Origin of the sequence: Sorangium sp. So ce1504, assembly GCF_051521635.1 — a bacterium.
Lineage (GTDB): Bacteria > Myxococcota_A > Polyangia > Polyangiales > Polyangiaceae > Sorangium > Sorangium cellulosum_B.
The window spans coordinates 11903621-11920570 of record NZ_CP150365.1 but is presented as its reverse complement, the minus strand read 5'-3'; the positions used below and the strand labels follow the sequence as shown (position 1 = coordinate 11920570).

Here is a 16950-nt window from a genome sequence, read left to right as displayed (position 1 = left end):
CCTCGCCAGCGGAGTTACGCGCAAGCTCAGGCGAAGGCAACCCGGATCAAGGAAACGGGCTCTGCTATGCATCGCTCATGCGCATCACCGAGCGACACCTCGAGCCGCTGAACCGACGCTTCCAGGGCGCGTCCCCCGTCGAGCTCCTCCGCTTCGTCCGCGAGTCCTTCGGCCCGCGCGCGGCCATCATGAGCAGCATGCAGCGCGCCGGGACCGCGCTCTGCCACATGGCCGACCGCGCCGGGCTCTCCTTCGACGTGGTCTTCGTCGACACCGGCGTGCTCCACGCCGAGACGCTCGCCACGCGCGACGCGCTCGCGCGGACCCACCCGAACCTGCGCGTCGTCACGCTCTCGCCCGAGCGCAGCTTCGCGCAGCAGACGCGCGAGGAAGGGCTGCTCTACCTCTCGAAGGAGGGCCAGGAGCGCTGCTGCGACCTCCGCAAATCGGCCCCGCTGAGCGCCATCCGGGGCCGCTACGACGCGCTCGTCGCGGCGCTGCGGCGGGGCGAGGGCGGCGCCCGCGCCAAGGTCGCGCCGTTCGGCCTCGACCCCGCGAACAACACGCTCCGCGTCCACCCCTTCGCGTCGCTGACCGGCGAGGAGCTCGACGCGTACTTCGCCGCGCACGAGGACGCGCTCGAGAACCCGCTGCACGGGATGGGCTTCCGCACCATCGGCTGCTTCCCGTGCACGACGCCGGTGCTGCCCGACGAGCCCGAGCGCGCCGGGCGCTGGCGCCACCTGGCGAGCGTCGAGTACTGCGGGATCAACCCGGTGGACCGGGGAGACACCGACGGCGGCGTCGACCTCGACGACCGGTACGAGCGCCTGTTCGCCGCGTGACGGCCCGACGACCTGCACGAGCCCATCGACGCGGCGTGGCACCTCGACGCGGCGTGACGATCGCCTGCGAATACCGGTTCGCGGCAGCTCGATCTTGACTCAAACGGCATGCAGGGAGATTTGCCCCGCATGCCGGCGAGCTACTTCGACGTAGACGGCACCCTGGTCACGACCAACCTCGTGCACCCGACGGTGTTCTACATGCTGAACCAGCCGACGCCGATGCACAGCCTGGCGAAGCTCGGCCGCGCGATCGTGAAGGCGCCCTGGATGGCGATGGCGGAGCTCCAGGATCGGCGCCTCTTCAACGAGCTGCTCTTCAGCTCGTTCGAGGGCGTCTCCGAGGATCGCCTCGTGGCGCTCGCGGAGGAGGCGTTCGCGAAGGTGCTCAAGCCGGCGATCTACGCGAAGGCGCGGGACCTCGTGAAGTGCAGCCTCGACAAGGGGCACGACGTCGTCCTCATCTCCGGCGCGCTGGATTTCCTGATGCAGCTGCTCGCCGATCACCTCGGCGCGACGGGCATCATCGCGAACCGCCTCGAGGTGAAGGATCGGTTCGCGACGGGCAAGCTCCTGCGCCCGGTGGTGGCCGGGCCCGAGAAGGCGCGGCTCATCCGCGAGCACGCCCACGCGCACGGGCACGACCTCGACGAGTGCTTCGCCTACTCGGACAGCTACTCGGATGTCCCGATGCTCTCGGTCGTCGGCTACCCGGCGGCGGTGAACCCGGACCGCAAGCTCAAGATGCTGGCGCAGGCGTACCACTGGCCGATCCTCCACCTCGCCGCATGACCCCTGCCTCCCCCCGCCGGCGGCGGGAGGCCACCACCCAGCCCAACACGTCGCACCCCCTGCTCTGAAGGTCCCATGAGCCATCCTTGCGTCGTCACGCTAGACAGCCGCAGCGCCCCCCGGGTGCTCTTCTCAGGCGACCAGCTGGTCGAGGTCGACCTGCCCACCGGCACCCGGGTGCTCTACGCGAAGCCGCCCATCGAGCCGCTGAAGGACGTCGACGCCGCGATCCGCTACGCGATCAACCACCCGTACAACTCGGAGCCGCTCTACGCGAAGCTCCGCCCGGGGATGAAGGTCACGATCGCGGTGGACGACATCTCGCTGCCGCTGCCGCAGATGAAGCGCCCCGACATCCGCGAGCGGGTGCTCACGATCGTGCTCGATCTGCTCGCCGACTACGGCGTCGACGACGTGGAGATCATCATCGCCACGAGCGTCCACCGGCGGATGAAGGACTGGGAGGTCCGCCACATCGTCGGCGACCGGATCTTCAACGCCTACTGGCCGAAGAGGCTCTACAACCACGACGCCGAGAACGCCGCCAACATGAAGTACGTCGGCACGACCGACGTCGGCGAGGAGGTCGAGCTCAACAAGCGCGCGGTCGACAGCGACCTCGTGATCTACGTGAACCTCAACCTCGTGCCGATGGACGGCGGGCACAAGTCGGTCGCCGTCGGCCTGTGCGGGTACCGGAGCCTGCGCGCGCACCACAACCCGCGGGTGATGCGCGACTGCTACTCGTACATGGATCCGAAGAGCTCCGCGCTGCACACGAGCGTCGAGCGCATGGGCCGGCTGGCCAACAAGAAGCTCAACGTCTTCACGATCGAGACGACGATCAACAACCGCATGTTCGATCGCCCGCTCGAGTTCCTCGCGAAGAACGAGGACGACCTGAGCGCGGGCGAGAAGAGCGCGCTGCGCGCCCTCCGCTTCACGCTCTCCAAGGTGCCGCAGCCCGCGCGCCAGGCGATCTTCCAGCGCGTCCCCTCGCCGTTCGGGGTGACCGGGGTGTTCGCCGGCGAGACCGAGGCCGTCCACGAGCACACGCTGAAGCGCAGCTTCGACCAGTACCTCGTCCCGGTCACGGGCCAGGCCGACATCCTGATCACGGGCATCCCGTACATCAGCCCGTACAACGTGAACTCGTTCCTGAACCCGCTGCTCGTGCAGGTGATGGCGAACGGCTACCTGTTCAACCTCTACCGCGGCGCGCCGATGCTCAAGAAGGGGGGGACGATGATCATCCTCCACCCCTGCACCGACCTGTTCGACAACGAGCACCACGCCCCGTACATCGAGTTCGTGCACCGGCTCCTGCCGGAGACGCGGGACGCGATGGAGCTGCACAAGCGGTACGAGAAGAAGTTCTCCGAGAACCCCGCGTACATCGAGATGTACCGCTTCGGGCACGCGTACCACCCGACCCACCCGTTCTTCATGTGGTACTGGGGCGAGGCGGGGCGGCAGCACATCGGTCGGATGATCGTGGTCGGCGCCGACAACGAGTACATCCCGCAGCTGCTCGGCTGGGAGACGGCGCGCACGATGGACGAGGCGCTGCGGATGGCGAAGCAGTCGGCCCCGCCCGCGCCGGAGATCCTGGCCCTGCACACCCCGCCGATCTTCATGGCCGACGTGACGGCCTAGCGCGCCCGCGGAGGAGCCACCCTGCGGCTGCACCTCATCGACGGCACCTACGAGCTCTTCCGCGCCCACTACTCCAAGCGGCCCGAGCACCGCGCGCCCGGCGGCTGGGACGCGAAGGCGACGGTGGGCGTCGTCGCCTCGCTCCTCGCGCTCCTGCACCACGCAGACGAGGAGGTCACGCACCTCGCCGTCGCGTTCGACAACCCGATCCGCTCGTTCAGGAACGACCTGTTCGCCGGGTACAAGAGCGACGACGGGATGGATCCCGCGCTGCGCCAGCAGTTCGATCCGGTCGAGGAGGCGGTGCGCGCGCTCGGGGTCGTCGTCTGGTCGATGGACGCGTTCGAGGCGGACGACGCGCTCGCGACGGCGGCGGCGCGGTTCCGGGGCGCGGTGGAGCAGGTGCGCATCCTCAGCCCGGACAAGGACTTCGGGCAGTGCCTTGCCGGCGATCGGGTCGTGCAGGTCGACCGCCGGAAGGAGAAGGTCGTCGACGAGGCGGCGATGCGCGCCGCGCGGGGCGTGGCGCCGGCGAGCATCCCGGACTTCCTCGCGCTCACGGGGGACGACGCCGACGGCATCCCTGGCCTGGCAGGCATCGGCGAGCGGACGGCGGCCGCGCTGCTCGGCGCTTACGGCCACATCGAGCAGATCCCGGACGACCCGGCCGCGTGGTCGGTGGCGATGCGCGGCGCGGACCGGATCGCGCGCGCGCTTGTCGAGCAGCGGGAGGACGCGCTGCTCTACCGGACGCTGGCGACGCTCCGGACCGACGTGCCGCTCGCGGAGGGCCTCGACGACCTGCGCTTCCGCGGCGTGCCGCGCGACCGCTTCGAGGTGTGGTGCAACGCGATGGACGTGCGCACGCTGAAGGCGCGGCCGACGCGCTGGGCACCTTGAGCGACGGTCACCCGCTTCGGAGACGGGCCCACCTCGACGTTTTCGGTGCTCAGCGCACCGGAGTGCGCTTGCGCGCCGAAAACGCCGATCTGGGCCCGTCTCCTGTGCGGGAGACCGCCGTTCTGCTCTGGTGCAGAGGCGGGCGGAAACCGCTGTAGAGCGGGGCCTTTATAAAGGCTGCTTCCTCATCGGCGCCCTGAGCTCGGCGAGCACGCGCTCGCGGACGAGCGGCAGCGGCGGCGAGCCGTGCGAGAGGAGCGCGTCGTGGAAGCGGCGCAGCGAGAACGCCGGGCCCAGGGCCGCCTTCGCCTCCTCGCGGAGCTTCAGGATCTGGAGCTTGCCGAGCGTGTAGGCGAAGTAGCCGGGGTCGAACGTCGCGCGCACCGCCTGCTCCCGCGCCGTCGCGCGGTCCTGGAAGCAGTCGTCGACGAAGCGGCGCTCGGCCTCGTCGAGGCTCATGCCCTCCGCATGCACCCCGAGCGACACGACCACCCGGCAGTTGCGCAGCAGCGCGTCCGCGAGCTGGCCGAGGCGACTCTGCGGGTCCTCCTTGCCGAACCCCTGCTCGATCATCATCTGCTCGACGTAGTGGGCCCAGCCCTCCACGAACGAGTAGCTCCCGAACATCTTCTGCGTCTCCGTCGGCGCCCGGTTCCCCCACAGGCCCTGGACGAAGTGCCCCGGGTAGACCTCGTGCACGGTCGTCGAGAGCAGCGTGCCCCGCGGCATCACGTACTCCTCCTGCTCCTTCCGGGGCCACGAGGGGTCCGGCTTCGTGATGTAGTAGAACGCCTCGAGCCCCTTCCGCTCGAACGGCCCCGGCGCGTCGAGGAAGGCGGCGTTCCAGCGCATGTAGGGCGGCGTCTCCTTCACGATCGCCCGCTCGTCGGACGGGAGGCTCACGATCTCCTTGTCGACGAGGAACTTGCGCGCCGACTCCATCATCCGCGTCGCCTCGGCGAGGAGCTGCTCCGCCTTCGGCCGGGAGGTCTTCACCTTCCTGGCGAGCTCCTGGTACGCCGCCTTGTTCGCCGCGAGGTCGTCCTCGCCCATCTTCTTGAACTCGGCGAGCGGCATCGAGAGCCCCTCCTGCGCGAGGAGGAGCTTCCGGTACCGCGCCTCCCCGAGCACATGGCTCGCGTCGCCCTTCGGCAGCTCGACCTTCGCGAGGTGCTCGGCGAGCTTCTCCGCCGCGTCGGCGAGCGCGGCGTTCGTCTTCTCGAAATCGGCCTGGAACGCTGGGTCGCCCACGCCCTTGAGCAGCTTGACGACGTCGCCGCGCAGGTACTCGGCGTAGCCCCGGAAGATCTTCACGGCGACCTCGATCACCGGCTTCGGCATCGGGCTCACGAGGTTCTCGAGGACGCGCGGCGCCTGGGCCAGCGCCGCCTTCTCGTGCTCGAGGAGGCGCCGCGCGCGCTCGGGCAGCGGCGCGTACGCGCGATCGAGGTAGTGGTTCACGCCGAACAGATCGCCGTAGAACTGCGGCCGCCGGCGCCACTCCTCGACGTCCCTCCCAGTGAAGATCTTGAGGTCGATCTGCTGGAGGAGCAGCGCGCGGTCGAGCGCCTCGTCCGGGGAGAGCGCCGCGGCGTCGACGGCGGCGAGCGCCGCGCGGTCGCGCTCGAGGCGCGCGAGCCGCCGCTCTATCGCCGCGGCGGCGTAGTCGGAGACCTTGCCGTCCTGCTCGTGCAGCCCGCGCGAGCGCGCGAAGGCCGGCTCGTCCGCGACCCACTCGCGCAGGATCCGATCGCGCAGCGCGGTGAACGGCTCGCGCGGCGCCTCCGCTGGCCGCGCGGGCTCGGCGCTCGCCACAGCCTGAGGGGGCGCCGCGGCCTGAGGGGGCGCCGCGCCGAGAGAAGGACGCGGCGCCGAGGCGCTCCCGCTGCAGGCGGCGAGCGCCGCGAGCGGCGCGAGCGCCGCGAGCCGGCGCCAGCGCGAGCGGACAGGTGTGGGTGCGGCCATGACGGGGCGAGCCTGTCAAACCGGCCCGCGCAGGTCAACGCCGCAGGTCAGTCGCGGAGCGCGCGATCGATGATCGTGTCCACGTGCGAGAGCGCGTGGTCGAGGTCGAAGCAGCGCGCGATTTCGTCCGGGGCGAGCAGCGCCGCGACGTCGGCGTCGGCGTCGAGGTTGTCGCGGAAGCGCCCCTCGCCCGCGATCGCGCGCATCGCGCAGCGCTGCACCAGCTCGTAGGCCGCCTGCCGCGGCCTGCCCTTCTGGACGAGCGCCAGGAGCACCGCCTCGCTGAAGAAGAGCTCGCCCGTGCTGTCGAGGTTCTGGCGCAGCTTCTCGGGGTAGACGACCAGCCCCTCCACGAGCCCGGCGGCGCGGTCGAGCATGAACCCGAGCGTCGAGGTCGCGTCGGGCGCGATCATCCGCTCGACCGACGAGTGCGAGATGTCGCGCTCGTGCCACAGCGGCACGTTTTCGAGCGCCGGGATCACGGCCGCGCGCACGATGCGCGCGAGGCCGCACAGGTTCTCGCTGAGGATGGGGTTGCGCTTGTGGGGCATCGCGCTCGAGCCCTTCTGGCCCACGGTGAAGCGCTCCTCCGCCTCGCGGACCTCGGTGCGCTGCCAGTGCCGCACGTTGGTCGCGAGCCGCTCGATGCCCGCCGCGATGAGCGAGAGCGCGGTGAAGAGCTCGGCGTGGCGGTCGCGCGCGACGACCTGCGTCGAGACCGTCTCGGGGCGCAGGCCCAGGGCGGCGAGCGCGCGCTCCTCGATGCGCGGCGACAGGTGCGCGTACGTCCCGACCGCGCCAGCGATCTTCCCGACCGCGATCGCCTGGCGCGCCGCGAGCAGGCGCGCCCTGCCGCGCTTCATCTCCGCGAGGTGGCCAGCGAGCGCCAGGCCGAACGTGATCGGCTCGGCGGCGATGCCGTGGCTCCTGCCGATCATCGGGGTGCGCCGGTGCTCGTCCGCGCGCCGCGCGAGCGCGCTGCAGAGCTTGTCGAGCCGCGCCGAGAGCAGGTCCGTCGCGCGGACGAGCAGCACCGCGAGGCTCGTGTCGAGCACGTCGCTCGAGGTCATCCCCCGGTGCAGCCACCGCGCGCCCTCGCCCGCGAGCTCCTCGACGTGCGTCAGGAAGGCGATGACGTCGTGCTTGACCGTGCGCTCGATCGCCTCGATCCGCGCGGGATCGAGCGAGAGCTGCTTCGCGCGGATCCCCTTCGCGATGCCGGCGGGCACGAGCCCTTCGGCCTCCATCGCCTCGCAAGCGGCGAGCTCCACCTCGAGCCAGGTCGAGAATCGGGTGGCGGGCGACCAGAGCTCTTCGAATTCAGCAGGAGTGTAGCGGGGGATCATGGGCGGGACGCTGCGAAGGTCTGGAGGGTGCGTCAAGGATGGAGTGGTCCAGGGAGGTCCGGGCGCGCGGGGGCCGGCTCGCGCTGCTCGCCTGCGCGCGCCGCGCCGCGCCGCGCCGCGCGCGACCCGTACCGTCGGGCGGGGCGCTTGCGGACGCGCGGCGCGCGGCAAACGTTGGCGCGATGCCAACCGAAGCACCGGCGCCTGCGCGCGCCGATCAGGGCAGGTCGTTCGCCCGCACGCCCCACGCGGCGGGCGACGCGCCGCCAGAGACGCTGCCCGCAGGGGCGAGCGAGCCGAACGCCGTCAGCCAGACGCCGCTTCCCCCGCGGGCCGAGCCTGGGCGCCGCGAGCCGGCGGGGCGCGCTGGCGGCGCGGCCGCCGCTGCCAGCGCGCCGGCTGTCGTGAACGAGCCGGCGCCCACGAGCGAGACCCGCGCGAGCGTGCGCGGGGGTCGCCGGGTGAAGCCGTACATCGTGGTGGTCGCGATGGACCTGTCCGAGCCGGGCGGGCGGGCGTGGCGCTTCGCCTTCGATCTGGCGGCGCTCCGCGGCGAGACGGAGATCCACGCGGTGGTCATCGGCCCGCGGCAGGTCGCCCCTGCAGTGCGCGACGTGACGACGCCGGGCGCGTCGTCGCCGCCGTCGCTCCGCGTGCTCCAGCACCGGTTCGCGGACGGCCAGGCCCGGCTGATGGCGATGCACTTCCGCACGGGCCGGCCGGACCGGGCCATCGTCTCGCTCGCCCGAGAGCTCAGCGCCGATCTCATCGTCGTGGCCACGCACCCGCAGTCGCCCCTGCAGCGGCTCTTCGGCGGCTCGACGGCCGATCGGATCGCGCGGAACGCGCCGTGCCCGGTCGTCGTCGTGCGCCCCAAGGAGGACGACGACGCCGACGCGGCCAACTACGACCCCAGGCTGCGCTGACGCGGAGGCGCGCGGCGGACCACCGAGCGCTCGATCTGCGCGCTCGGTGTCGCTCGGGCGCGGGCTACCGCGCGCTCGATGCCCGCGCTCGGGCTACCGCGCGCTCGGTGTCGCCTGCGCGGCGGGCTACCGCGCGCTCGACGGCTGAGCGTCGACCTGCGCCGCCGGGTCGAGCTTGTCCGGCGCGCTGACGCCCTCGGCCTTGCCCCCTTCGCGCGTGTCCGCGTAGCCCCACGCGACGCCGGCCGCGTCGACGAGGAGGTTGTTCGCGTCGCCGATCGGCATCGGGTCCATCACGAGGACGTGCCCTCGCCGCGCGAGGTCGTCGAGGGCGGCCTGCGGCGGAGGCGTCAGCCGCTCGACGCGCACGCGATCCGGCATCCACTGGTGGTGGATGCGCGCGTGGCGGACCGCCTCGTCGATGGTCATCCCGTGATCGACCAGGTTGCGGAGGACCTGCGCGACGGTGTTCGGGATCGTGTCGCCCCCGGGAGATCCGAGGACGAGCGCGACCTTGTCGTCGCGGCTCACGAGGGTGGGCGTCATCGAGCTCGCCATGCGTTTGCCCGGCGCCACCGCGTTGATCCCCGTCTCGGAGAAGGCGCCCATCGCGTTGGCGAGCAGGATGCCCGTGCCGGGGATCACGATCCTCGCGCCGAAGCTCGCCGACAGGGTGGTCGTGCACGAGACCGCGTTGCCCTGCGCGTCGATCACCGAGAAGTGCGTCGTCTGCGGGGACTCCTGCGCGACGGCGCCCAGGGGCGCCGCGATGTCGCCCGCCGGCGTGGCCCGCTCCGGGTCGACGGGCGGCCTGCGGCGCATCAGGTAGGCCCCGTCGAGGAGCTGCGCGAGCAGCTGCGCCGTCTCGGGCGCGACGAAATCGGGGTCGGCGCTCACCTTGCGCCGATCGGCGTACGCCCGCTTCGCCGCCTCGACGAACAGGTGCAGCGACATTCCCGAGTCGGCGGGCGCCTCGTGCGCCTTGAGCCGCTCGAGCGTGAGCATCATCTCCGCGAGCGCGACGCCGCCCATCGAGGGGGGCGGCATCGTGTCCACGGTGAAGCCGCGGTACGAGAACCGGAGGGGCGCGCGCCACTTCGCCTGGTAGGCGCGCAGGTCGCTCTCGCTGATGTGGCCGCCGCGCTCGCGCATCGCGCCGGCGATCTGCCGGGCGATGGCGCCCTCGTAGAACGCGCGCGGCCCCTCCGCGGCGAGCGTCTCGAGGGTGCGGGCGAGATCGAGCTGCCGCACCAGCTCGCCCTGGGCGACCGGCGCCTTGCCCCGCCCCCAGATGGCGCTCGCGGCCCGATCGGCCTTCAGCCGCGGCCACGCCCAGCGCAGCGTCAGCGCCTGCCGCGCGCCGAGGCGGTGCCCCTTGCGCGCGAGGGAGATCGCCGGGGCCAGGAGCTCGGCGAACGGGCGGGTGCCGAACCGCTCGTGGGCCAGGGCGAGGCCGGCGACCGAGCCCGGGACGCCGGCGGACGCATAACCGTACGCGCCGGCGCGCACCATCGCCATGTTCGACTCGGTGGTCACCGACGCGGGCGCGGCCTCGCGGAAGTCGATCGCCTGCGTCTCGCCGTTCGCGAGGCGGACCAGCATGAAGCCGCCGCCGCCGATGTTGCCCGCGCTCGGGTGGGTCACCGCCAGCGCGAACGCCACGGCGACCGCGGCGTCGACCGCGTTGCCGCCGCGCCGCAGCACGTCCGCGCCCGTGCGCGTCGCGTGCTCCTCGACCGAGGTCACGAGCCCGGCGTCGCCGCGCACCGCCCGCGGGCCGCCCGAGGCGAGCGCGATCGGCGGCACCGGCGGCATCGGCTCCGGCGCCGCGGCGTCGGCCGTGGGCGCCGCCGCGGCGCTCGCGGCGCTCGCGGCCGACGCCGCGGCGCCCGCGCTGGCGATGGCCGGCGCGCCCGAGGTCGCGGGCGCCGCCGGGTGCGGCGCGGGCAGCGTGCGGGCCTCGCAGCCTGCGAGCAGCGCGAGGGCGAGCGCCCAGCGCGGCTTCGAACGACGGAGCAAGGTCATCAGGGTGCGCGCGAATCTACTACGGTGCCGCGGAGAGCCGGGCCGGGCCGCGCGGGGCGGCCGGCCTGGGGGATTCGTTCAGGACGCGAGGATGCGCAGCCGGCGCGCGCCGGATCCGCCTCCGGCGCGCGCCGTCAGGAACGCCGGACCTCGCTCAGGACCGCTTGCGGCGGCGCGCGGCGGCCACGCCCACGCCGGCGACGAGCGCGGCGAGCCCCGTGCCCGCGAACGGCGCGGAGGAGGACCCCGGCGCGGCGGCGCAGGAGACGCTGGCCTCGGCCTCGGCGTGGGCGTTCACCTCGATCTCGAGCGTGCTCAGGTAATCGAGGCAGTCCTCCAGGCTCCCAACGACGTCGACATACTGACCGTTGCAGAACAGCGCGCCTTCCGGCTCCGAGCACTTCGTCTTACATCCGCCCTCGAGATCGACCGTGCATTCCGCATTGCAGTCGATGTCGCAGTCGAAGTTCGCCTCGGCCTTGCACTCGCCCTCGCAGCTCGCGTCGCATTTTGCCTGGCAATCCGCGCTCGGTGGTGTCACCTCGCAGCTCGCGCTGCACTCGCCGTCGCAGCTCGCCTTGCAGGCCCCCTCGCACTCCGCCTGCGACTGGCCGGGGCTGGCGCTCGCCGAACACTTGCCGCTGCAATCCGCCGAGCAGCTCGCCGAGCAGCTCGCCCTGCAGTCGAAGCTCCCGGGATTGACATTGCACTTGGCAGAGCAATCCGCGGAGCAGTCGACGTTGCAGTCGGCGGTCGCGCTGGCGTTGCACTCGCCCTCGCATTTCCCGGCGCACGCCGCCGTGAGGTTGACCGGCTTGCAGCTCACCTCGCAGCCGCCCGAGGTGCGAAACTCGCAGTTTGCGCTCGCTGCGAGCTGGATATTTCCACAAGCCTCCGGGCCGGGCGCCGCCGACGCCGACGAGGCGATGGCCAGAGGGATCGCAAAAGTAAACGCACTCACAAAAAGCTGAGCAATGGTCCGTCGCATGCCAATTCTCCTGGGTTCAGAGCGCGGGATCCGCGTGTGGTCTCCGCAGGTGTTGCAATCGGACGACCAGCGCCACCCTTTGAAGCATTTCCCAAGAAAAAAGTCTCGCTGCTCGTGACCGATCGGCCACAGCGTATCTCCGAGTTCACGGTCCCATGATGCGCCATGCCACACGAAGGGCATGTCCGGGCAGGTGAGGACACCTGCGACGTGGTGATCAGCGGCTCACAGTGTCGGCGATTTGCCCTGTTCCGTAGCGCGCCACCACGCCCTTGCGGGCTCTGCCGGGTGTCGGCTGGCTAAGAAAGTCCCCGCCGACCGCCCAGAAGGCCCCTTCCCCGTCGGCCCAGACGGCGTGGAGATCGGCGTAGGGCTCCTCGGTGAACTCATCGATCCAGGCCCCGTCGGCGAGGCGCTGCTTGAGCCCTCCATAACCGACGATCGCGACCTCCCCCGGGCGGCCGCAGGCGACGCCGTTCACGTCGTTGGTGAGCTCTATCTCGAGCCTGCGCCACGACGCGCCGTCCGAGCGGAGCACGTCTCTCCCGCCGACCGCGTATACCTCTTCACGGCTGCAGCCGGCGGCCGTGAACAGGGTGCCCTGCGCGATCGGCGGATCGGATTGCACTTCCCAGGTCGAGCCCGAGCGGTGCCAGATCACGCCGAACTCGCCGACGGCATAGAGATCCTCGGAAGATTCGCCCCATACCTTGTAGAGCGCCCGGCCGGTCGCCGCCGGCAGCGGCTCTCGCGACCATGCGCTGCCGTCCCAGCGGAGGACGATGTCCTTCTCCGCATCCGCGCCGCTGCCGGGCATGCCGCCAACCGCCCAGGCATCGTCGGGTGAAAACGCGATCACCCCCCACAGCGTCGCCTCCGTCCCCGTCGCGTGCTCGGTGAACGTCGCGCCGTCCCACCGCGCGGCGCGACCGCGCTCGCCGACCATCCAGACGTCCTGCGGACCGGAGCCGGCCACCCACCAGAAGGTCGTATCCCCGCCCGCCGGGAGCTCGCGCCACCTCGCCCCGTCGTAGTGCAGCGCGAGCGCCTGGAGGCCCGTGTTGCCGAGCGGCCCCCCGACGGCGAACACGTCGTCGGGCGCCGTCCCCCAGATCGAGAGGACCGCGCGGTCGAGATCGCCCTCGTCGAGCAGCACGCGCCACGCCGGCGGCTCCTGCTCGGGCGGCCTCGCAGGATCGCCGGGGCAGCCGGCGAGGGCGACCGCGCCGAGCGTCGCCAGAGCCATGGAGTGAAAGCAGGTGCGCATGGGAGTGAAGACCCGCCTGGAGAGGTCCTGCCGGCGCGCCGCCATGGAGGGCTCAGTTGCAGAACACGTCGGTCTGCTTCGGATAGTAATAGACGAAGATGTTGCAGTGCTCGTTCTTCTCGACGATCGGCCCGAACGTGTAGCAGCAATCGAGCGACTCTGCGGCGGTCCCGTTCTTGGACACGTCGTAGTCGTCGAGGCCCTTGCACCCAACGGACGGGTCCGGCTGCTGCCACTCGTAGGTGCATCCGTACCAGACGCCGCCGTTCGTCGGGAGCTCCCTGTCGAGCTCCGGCGCGATGAGCATCGGCGGGTCGTCCCACGCGTCCGATGTGTAGAAGCGATCCGAGGCCGGAGGCGTGCCGATGGTCTTGCCGTCCCATGCATACATATCGAACCGCGTGCCTCGGCTGTGGAAATGGCCGTTGGCGCCGATGATCTTCACGGGAGAGGGGCTGTTGATCTGGCACGAGCCCTCGAACGTGGGCGTCGGGTTCGACTGACAGACACGGATCGACTGCTTGGTCGCGAAGACGGTGCCCATCTCGGCCTTGACCTCGGCGGCGGGCAGCGCCCAGAAGTTCACCCGGACGCGGCCGACCGCCTCGGGGGTCTTCTGCGACGTCGCATTCACGTAATGCGTCTGCAGCATCAGCCACTCGTCGGGCGCGAGGACGTTCGCGACGCCCTCGGGGAACTCCCAGTCGACCTGGCCGTTCTGCTGCGAATTCGCGATGAGCGGCCAGTCGGCCCAGTTGGGGCTCTTGAAGCACTCCCCGACCCCGTTCTGGTTCTTCTGGATGAGCCCGCCCTCCGGCCCCAGCCCCTTCACGGTCTTCACGCGGAAGATGTTCATGTGGTGCGAGCCGTCGCGCTGCGCGATCTGCACGCGGTGGAGGTTCACGGGCGCGGTCGGGTCCAGCCCGTTCGACGCGGCGAGCTCGCTGACCTTGAAGAAGTAGCAGTCCTGCTGCTCGACCCCCGCCGGCACCTCGGTCTCCTCGGTCTGCATCTGGAAGCCCTGGCCGACCGGCGGCACATCGAGCAGCGACTCGTCGACCGGCGCGGGCGTCACGCCCCCGCCCCCCTCAACGCAGGCCACGATCCCCAGCACGACAGGAAGCAAACCAAGCGTCAGGCATCGAACAGCCATGAGTCCCTCCGGGCAATCGCGTCGCGATGAGGAGAGATATACACGGCTGCACAATTTCAGGGCGTTCGTGTCGCGCGGCGGGCATGGTTCCGTCGGGCTCCGGGGCGCCGTGGCCGAGCGCTGGCCGGTGCTGCTAGGATGTGGGAGAGGTTCAACCATGGCGGCGCCCAAGAAATGCGGTCCACACACCGAGCTCGCCTCGAACGAGGCGACACGCATCACCCGGTGCGGGTGTGGCACCGTGCACGTGACACTCATCGGCCCTGGCGTGACGTTTCGCATGCCAGCGGACGCGTTCCGGGGCGTCGCCTCCGGGCTCAAGGCAGCGGCCGAGCGGCTTGACGACGACCCCCGTTTCGGCACGACCTCCATCAATTAGCTTGCGCGAGCGCAGCGGAGCGGCCTACCAGTGGCTTCGCCGCTGAGATCTCTCTCCTCGGATGGCCGCTGGTCGAAAGAGGGCGCCTCTCGTGTACGACGACGACGCGGAGCACTGGGTCGGCAAGACGTTCGCCGGGACGTGGTGGATCGAGCGCGTGCTCGGCACCGGCGGCATGGGGAGCGTGCTGCTCGGGCGTGCGGCGGACGGCTCTCAGGTCGCGCTCAAGGTGCTGCACCCGGAGCTCAACGCGATCACGGAGGTGCGGAAGCGCTTCCTGCGCGAGGGGTTCATCGGCAACACGCTCGGCGGGGCGGACGCGGTGCCCGGCGTGGTGCGCGTGCTCGGCTCCGGCGAAACGCAGGAGGGCCTCGCCTACCTGACGATGGAGGCGCTCCAGGGAGAGACGCTCTTCGATCGGATGGCGCGCACCGGGACGATGCCGGCCGGCGAGGTGCTCGCGCTCGCGGACCAGGTGCTCGAGACGCTGGCGATCGCGCACGCGCGCGGCGTCGTGCACCGCGATCTCAAGCCCGAGAACATCCACCTCGGCAACGATGGGCGCGTGCGCATGCTCGACTTCGGCATCGCGCGCGTCGTCGACGGGCTCACCGGCCTGCCCGAGAAGACCGCGACCAAGACGGGCATGATCATGGGCACGGCGACGTACATGGCGCCTGAGCAAGCGACGGGGCTGATCCACGACATCGACGGGCGCACCGATCTCTTCGGGCTCGGAGCGACGATGTTCCGGCTGCTCGCGGGCCGACAGGTGCACGGCGAGGTGACGGAGGCCATGGAGGTCATCGCCGCCGCGACCGAGGCCGCGCCGCCGCTCGCCTCGATCGCGCCCGGGATCTCGCCCGCCGTCGCGGCCGTGGTCGATCGCTCGCTGGCGTTCATCAAGTTCCATCGCTACCCGAACGCCGAGACCATGCGCGCGGACGTCCGCGCTGTACGCGCAGGCGCGCTGCCTCCCTACGCGCAGGCCGTCATCGAGGGGCGGATCCGCGCCGGCCAGCCGATCTCTCAGCCGGCGCCTCCGCTGCATGCCGGCGGTTCGCCGAGCGCGCGCCCGCAGCCGACCGTGGTGGAGCCGGCCGCGGCCCCTCGCCATTCGCACTCGATGAGCCGACCGGAGCGAACGCTCGACGACAACCCGTCAGCGCCCTCCCGCGCTGGCGCGTCGCTCTCGCAGCTCTCGACGGGCAAGCTGCTCCTGCTCGTCGGCGGCGCCTCGCTCGTCACGGGCGTCATCGTGGCGGTGATCGTCGTCCTGCTTGTGTTCAGCCGCTGAGGGCCACGAGCGCGCCGCCAAGGGCGCGCTCGTCAGAGGTGCAGGGGATCGTCGGTGGAAGATGCCGGCGGGGCCGCTGGGCCCCGCTGCGGTCACTCGCGCTCGTCGAGCGGCGTGTAGTCGACGGCGTTCTCGCCGGTGTAGATCTGCCGCGGACGGCCGATCTTGCCGGTCGGGTCGTCGTTCATCTCCTTCCAGTGGGCGATCCAGCCGGGGAGGCGCCCGAGCGCGAACATGACGGTGAACATGTTCGTGGGGAAGCCGAGCGCGCGGTAGATGATGCCGCTGTAGAAGTCGACGTTCGGGTAGAGCTTCCGCTCGACGAAGTACGGATCCTTCAGCGCGGTCTCCTCGAGGCGCTGCGCGATGTCGAGCAACGGATCCTTGATGCCGAGCTTCGCCAGGATCTTGTCGGCCGCCGCCTTGATGAGGACGGCGCGCGGATCGTAGTTCTTGTACACGCGGTGGCCGAAGCCCATCAGGCGGAAGTTCGAGGTCTTGTCCTTCGCGAGCTTGACGAACTTCGAGACGTCGCCGCCGTCCGCGCGGATCGCCTCGAGCATCGTCACGACCTCCTGGTTCGCGCCGCCGTGGAGCGGGCCCCAGAGCGCGCAGATGCCAGCGGCGACCGAGGCGAAGAGGTTCGCCTTCGAGCTCCCGACGAGGCGCACCGTCGACGTCGAGCAGTTCTGCTCGTGATCGGCGTGCAGGATCAGGAGCAGGTTCAGCACCTTCACGATGTCCTCGTCGATCTCGTACGGCTCCGCCGGGACCGAGAACATCATGTTCAGGAAGTTCGCACAGTACGAGAGCGAGTTGTGCGGGTAGACGAACGGCTGGCCGATCGACTTCTTGTACGAGAACGCCGCGATCGTGCGCACCTTGGAGAGCAGCCTCGCGATGGTGATGTCGAGGTGCTCGGTGTTCTTCACGTCGATCGCTTCCGGGTAGTAGCTCGACAGGGAGAGCACCATCGCGGACAGGATCGCCATGGGGTGCGCCGTCGACGGGTAGCCGTCGAAGAAGCGCTTCATGTCCTCGTGGATCAGCGAGTGCCGGGTGAGCAGCGTCGAGAACCGGGACAGCTCGCTCTTGCTCGGCAGCTTGCCGTAGATCAGGAGGTACGAGGTCTCCACGAAGGTCGACTTCTCGCCGAGCTGCTCGATCGGGATGCCGCGGTAGCGGAGGATGCCCTTCTCCCCATCGAGGAACGTGATGGAGCTCGTGGTCGAGGCCGTATTGACGAAGGCCGGGTCGATGCAAACGTACCCGGTCTTCGAACGAAGGGACGCGACGTCGATCGCCTTCTCCCCTTCGGTGCCCGTGATCACAGGCAACTCGATCGTCTGCTCCCCACCGTTCTTCTTCAGCGTTAACTTCGCGGTCTCCTGCACGCCTCCTCCTTCCGCCG

The 16950-nt window shown here is 70.9% G+C and carries 14 protein-coding genes; 7 read left to right on the top strand and 7 right to left on the bottom strand.

The features are described from left to right. The first annotated feature begins 77 nt into the window (after positions 1-77). The 4 genes from WMF39_RS44875 to WMF39_RS44860 all read left to right on the top strand — a co-directional run bounded on the left by WMF39_RS44875 (position 78) and on the right by WMF39_RS44860 (position 4193). Entirely contained in the window at positions 78-845 is a 768-nt protein-coding gene (locus tag WMF39_RS44875; protein WP_437742557.1) for a phosphoadenylyl-sulfate reductase, read from the top strand. Between the two features lie 129 nt (positions 846-974). Continuing rightward, positions 975-1637 (top strand): HAD family hydrolase, encoded by a 663-nt coding sequence (locus WMF39_RS44870; RefSeq protein WP_437742556.1) that lies wholly within the window; start codon positions 975-977, stop codon positions 1635-1637. 75 nt (positions 1638-1712) lie between these two features. Further along, the gene (locus WMF39_RS44865) at positions 1713-3293 is read left to right on the top strand and encodes a lactate racemase domain-containing protein (protein WP_437528366.1); all 1581 of its coding nucleotides are present in this window, start codon (positions 1713-1715) and stop codon (positions 3291-3293) included. 21 nt (positions 3294-3314) lie between these two features. Then, positions 3315-4193, top strand: coding sequence for a 5'-3' exonuclease (locus WMF39_RS44860; RefSeq protein WP_437748114.1), 879 nt, complete (start codon positions 3315-3317; stop codon positions 4191-4193). Positions 4194-4361: 168 nt separating this feature from the next. On the opposite strand, the gene WMF39_RS44855 is transcribed toward WMF39_RS44860, so the two are convergent. Together WMF39_RS44855 and purB are read right to left on the bottom strand one after the other, a co-directional pair. Beyond that, positions 4362-6158, bottom strand: coding sequence for a DUF885 domain-containing protein (locus WMF39_RS44855; RefSeq protein WP_437742555.1), 1797 nt, complete (start codon positions 6156-6158; stop codon positions 4362-4364). A 47-nt stretch (positions 6159-6205) separates the two neighbouring features. Beyond that, entirely contained in the window at positions 6206-7504 is a 1299-nt protein-coding gene (gene purB / locus WMF39_RS44850; RefSeq protein ID WP_437742554.1) for an adenylosuccinate lyase, read from the bottom strand. 182 nt (positions 7505-7686) lie between these two features. Here purB and WMF39_RS44845 point away from each other — a divergent pair, with 182 nt between their 5' ends. Further along, a complete protein-coding gene (locus tag WMF39_RS44845; RefSeq protein ID WP_437742553.1) occupies positions 7687-8430 on the top strand; it encodes a universal stress protein in 744 nt (247 codons plus the stop codon). A gap of 126 nt (positions 8431-8556) precedes the next feature. On the opposite strand, the gene ggt is transcribed toward WMF39_RS44845, so the two are convergent. The 4 genes from ggt to WMF39_RS44825 all read right to left on the bottom strand — a co-directional run bounded on the left by ggt (position 8557) and on the right by WMF39_RS44825 (position 13863). Beyond that, on the bottom strand, positions 8557-10455 hold the full coding sequence (gene ggt, locus WMF39_RS44840; RefSeq protein ID WP_437742552.1) for a gamma-glutamyltransferase: 1899 nt from the start codon (positions 10453-10455) through the stop codon (positions 8557-8559). A 154-nt stretch (positions 10456-10609) separates the two neighbouring features. Further along, positions 10610-11443 carry a hypothetical protein gene (locus WMF39_RS44835; RefSeq protein ID WP_437742551.1) on the bottom strand — a complete coding sequence of 278 codons (834 nt, stop codon included), beginning with the start codon at positions 11441-11443 and terminating at the stop codon, positions 10610-10612. A gap of 217 nt (positions 11444-11660) precedes the next feature. Further along, on the bottom strand, positions 11661-12689 hold the full coding sequence (locus WMF39_RS44830; protein WP_437742550.1) for a WD40/YVTN/BNR-like repeat-containing protein: 1029 nt from the start codon (positions 12687-12689) through the stop codon (positions 11661-11663). A gap of 73 nt (positions 12690-12762) precedes the next feature. Then, positions 12763-13863, bottom strand: coding sequence for a hypothetical protein (locus tag WMF39_RS44825; RefSeq protein ID WP_437742549.1), 1101 nt, complete (start codon positions 13861-13863; stop codon positions 12763-12765). 157 nt (positions 13864-14020) lie between these two features. On the opposite strand from WMF39_RS44825, the gene WMF39_RS44820 reads away from it, so the two are divergent. Beyond that, positions 14021-14242, top strand: coding sequence for a hypothetical protein (locus WMF39_RS44820; protein WP_437296083.1), 222 nt, complete (start codon positions 14021-14023; stop codon positions 14240-14242). 91 nt (positions 14243-14333) lie between these two features. Further along, positions 14334-15539 carry a protein kinase domain-containing protein gene (locus WMF39_RS44815; RefSeq protein ID WP_437742548.1) on the top strand — a complete coding sequence of 402 codons (1206 nt, stop codon included), beginning with the start codon at positions 14334-14336 and terminating at the stop codon, positions 15537-15539. Positions 15540-15631: 92 nt separating this feature from the next. Here WMF39_RS44815 and WMF39_RS44810 read toward each other — a convergent pair whose 3' ends face one another. Then, the gene (locus WMF39_RS44810; RefSeq protein WP_437296081.1) at positions 15632-16933 is read right to left on the bottom strand and encodes a citrate synthase; all 1302 of its coding nucleotides are present in this window, start codon (positions 16931-16933) and stop codon (positions 15632-15634) included. Positions 16934-16950: the final 17 nt, after the last annotated feature.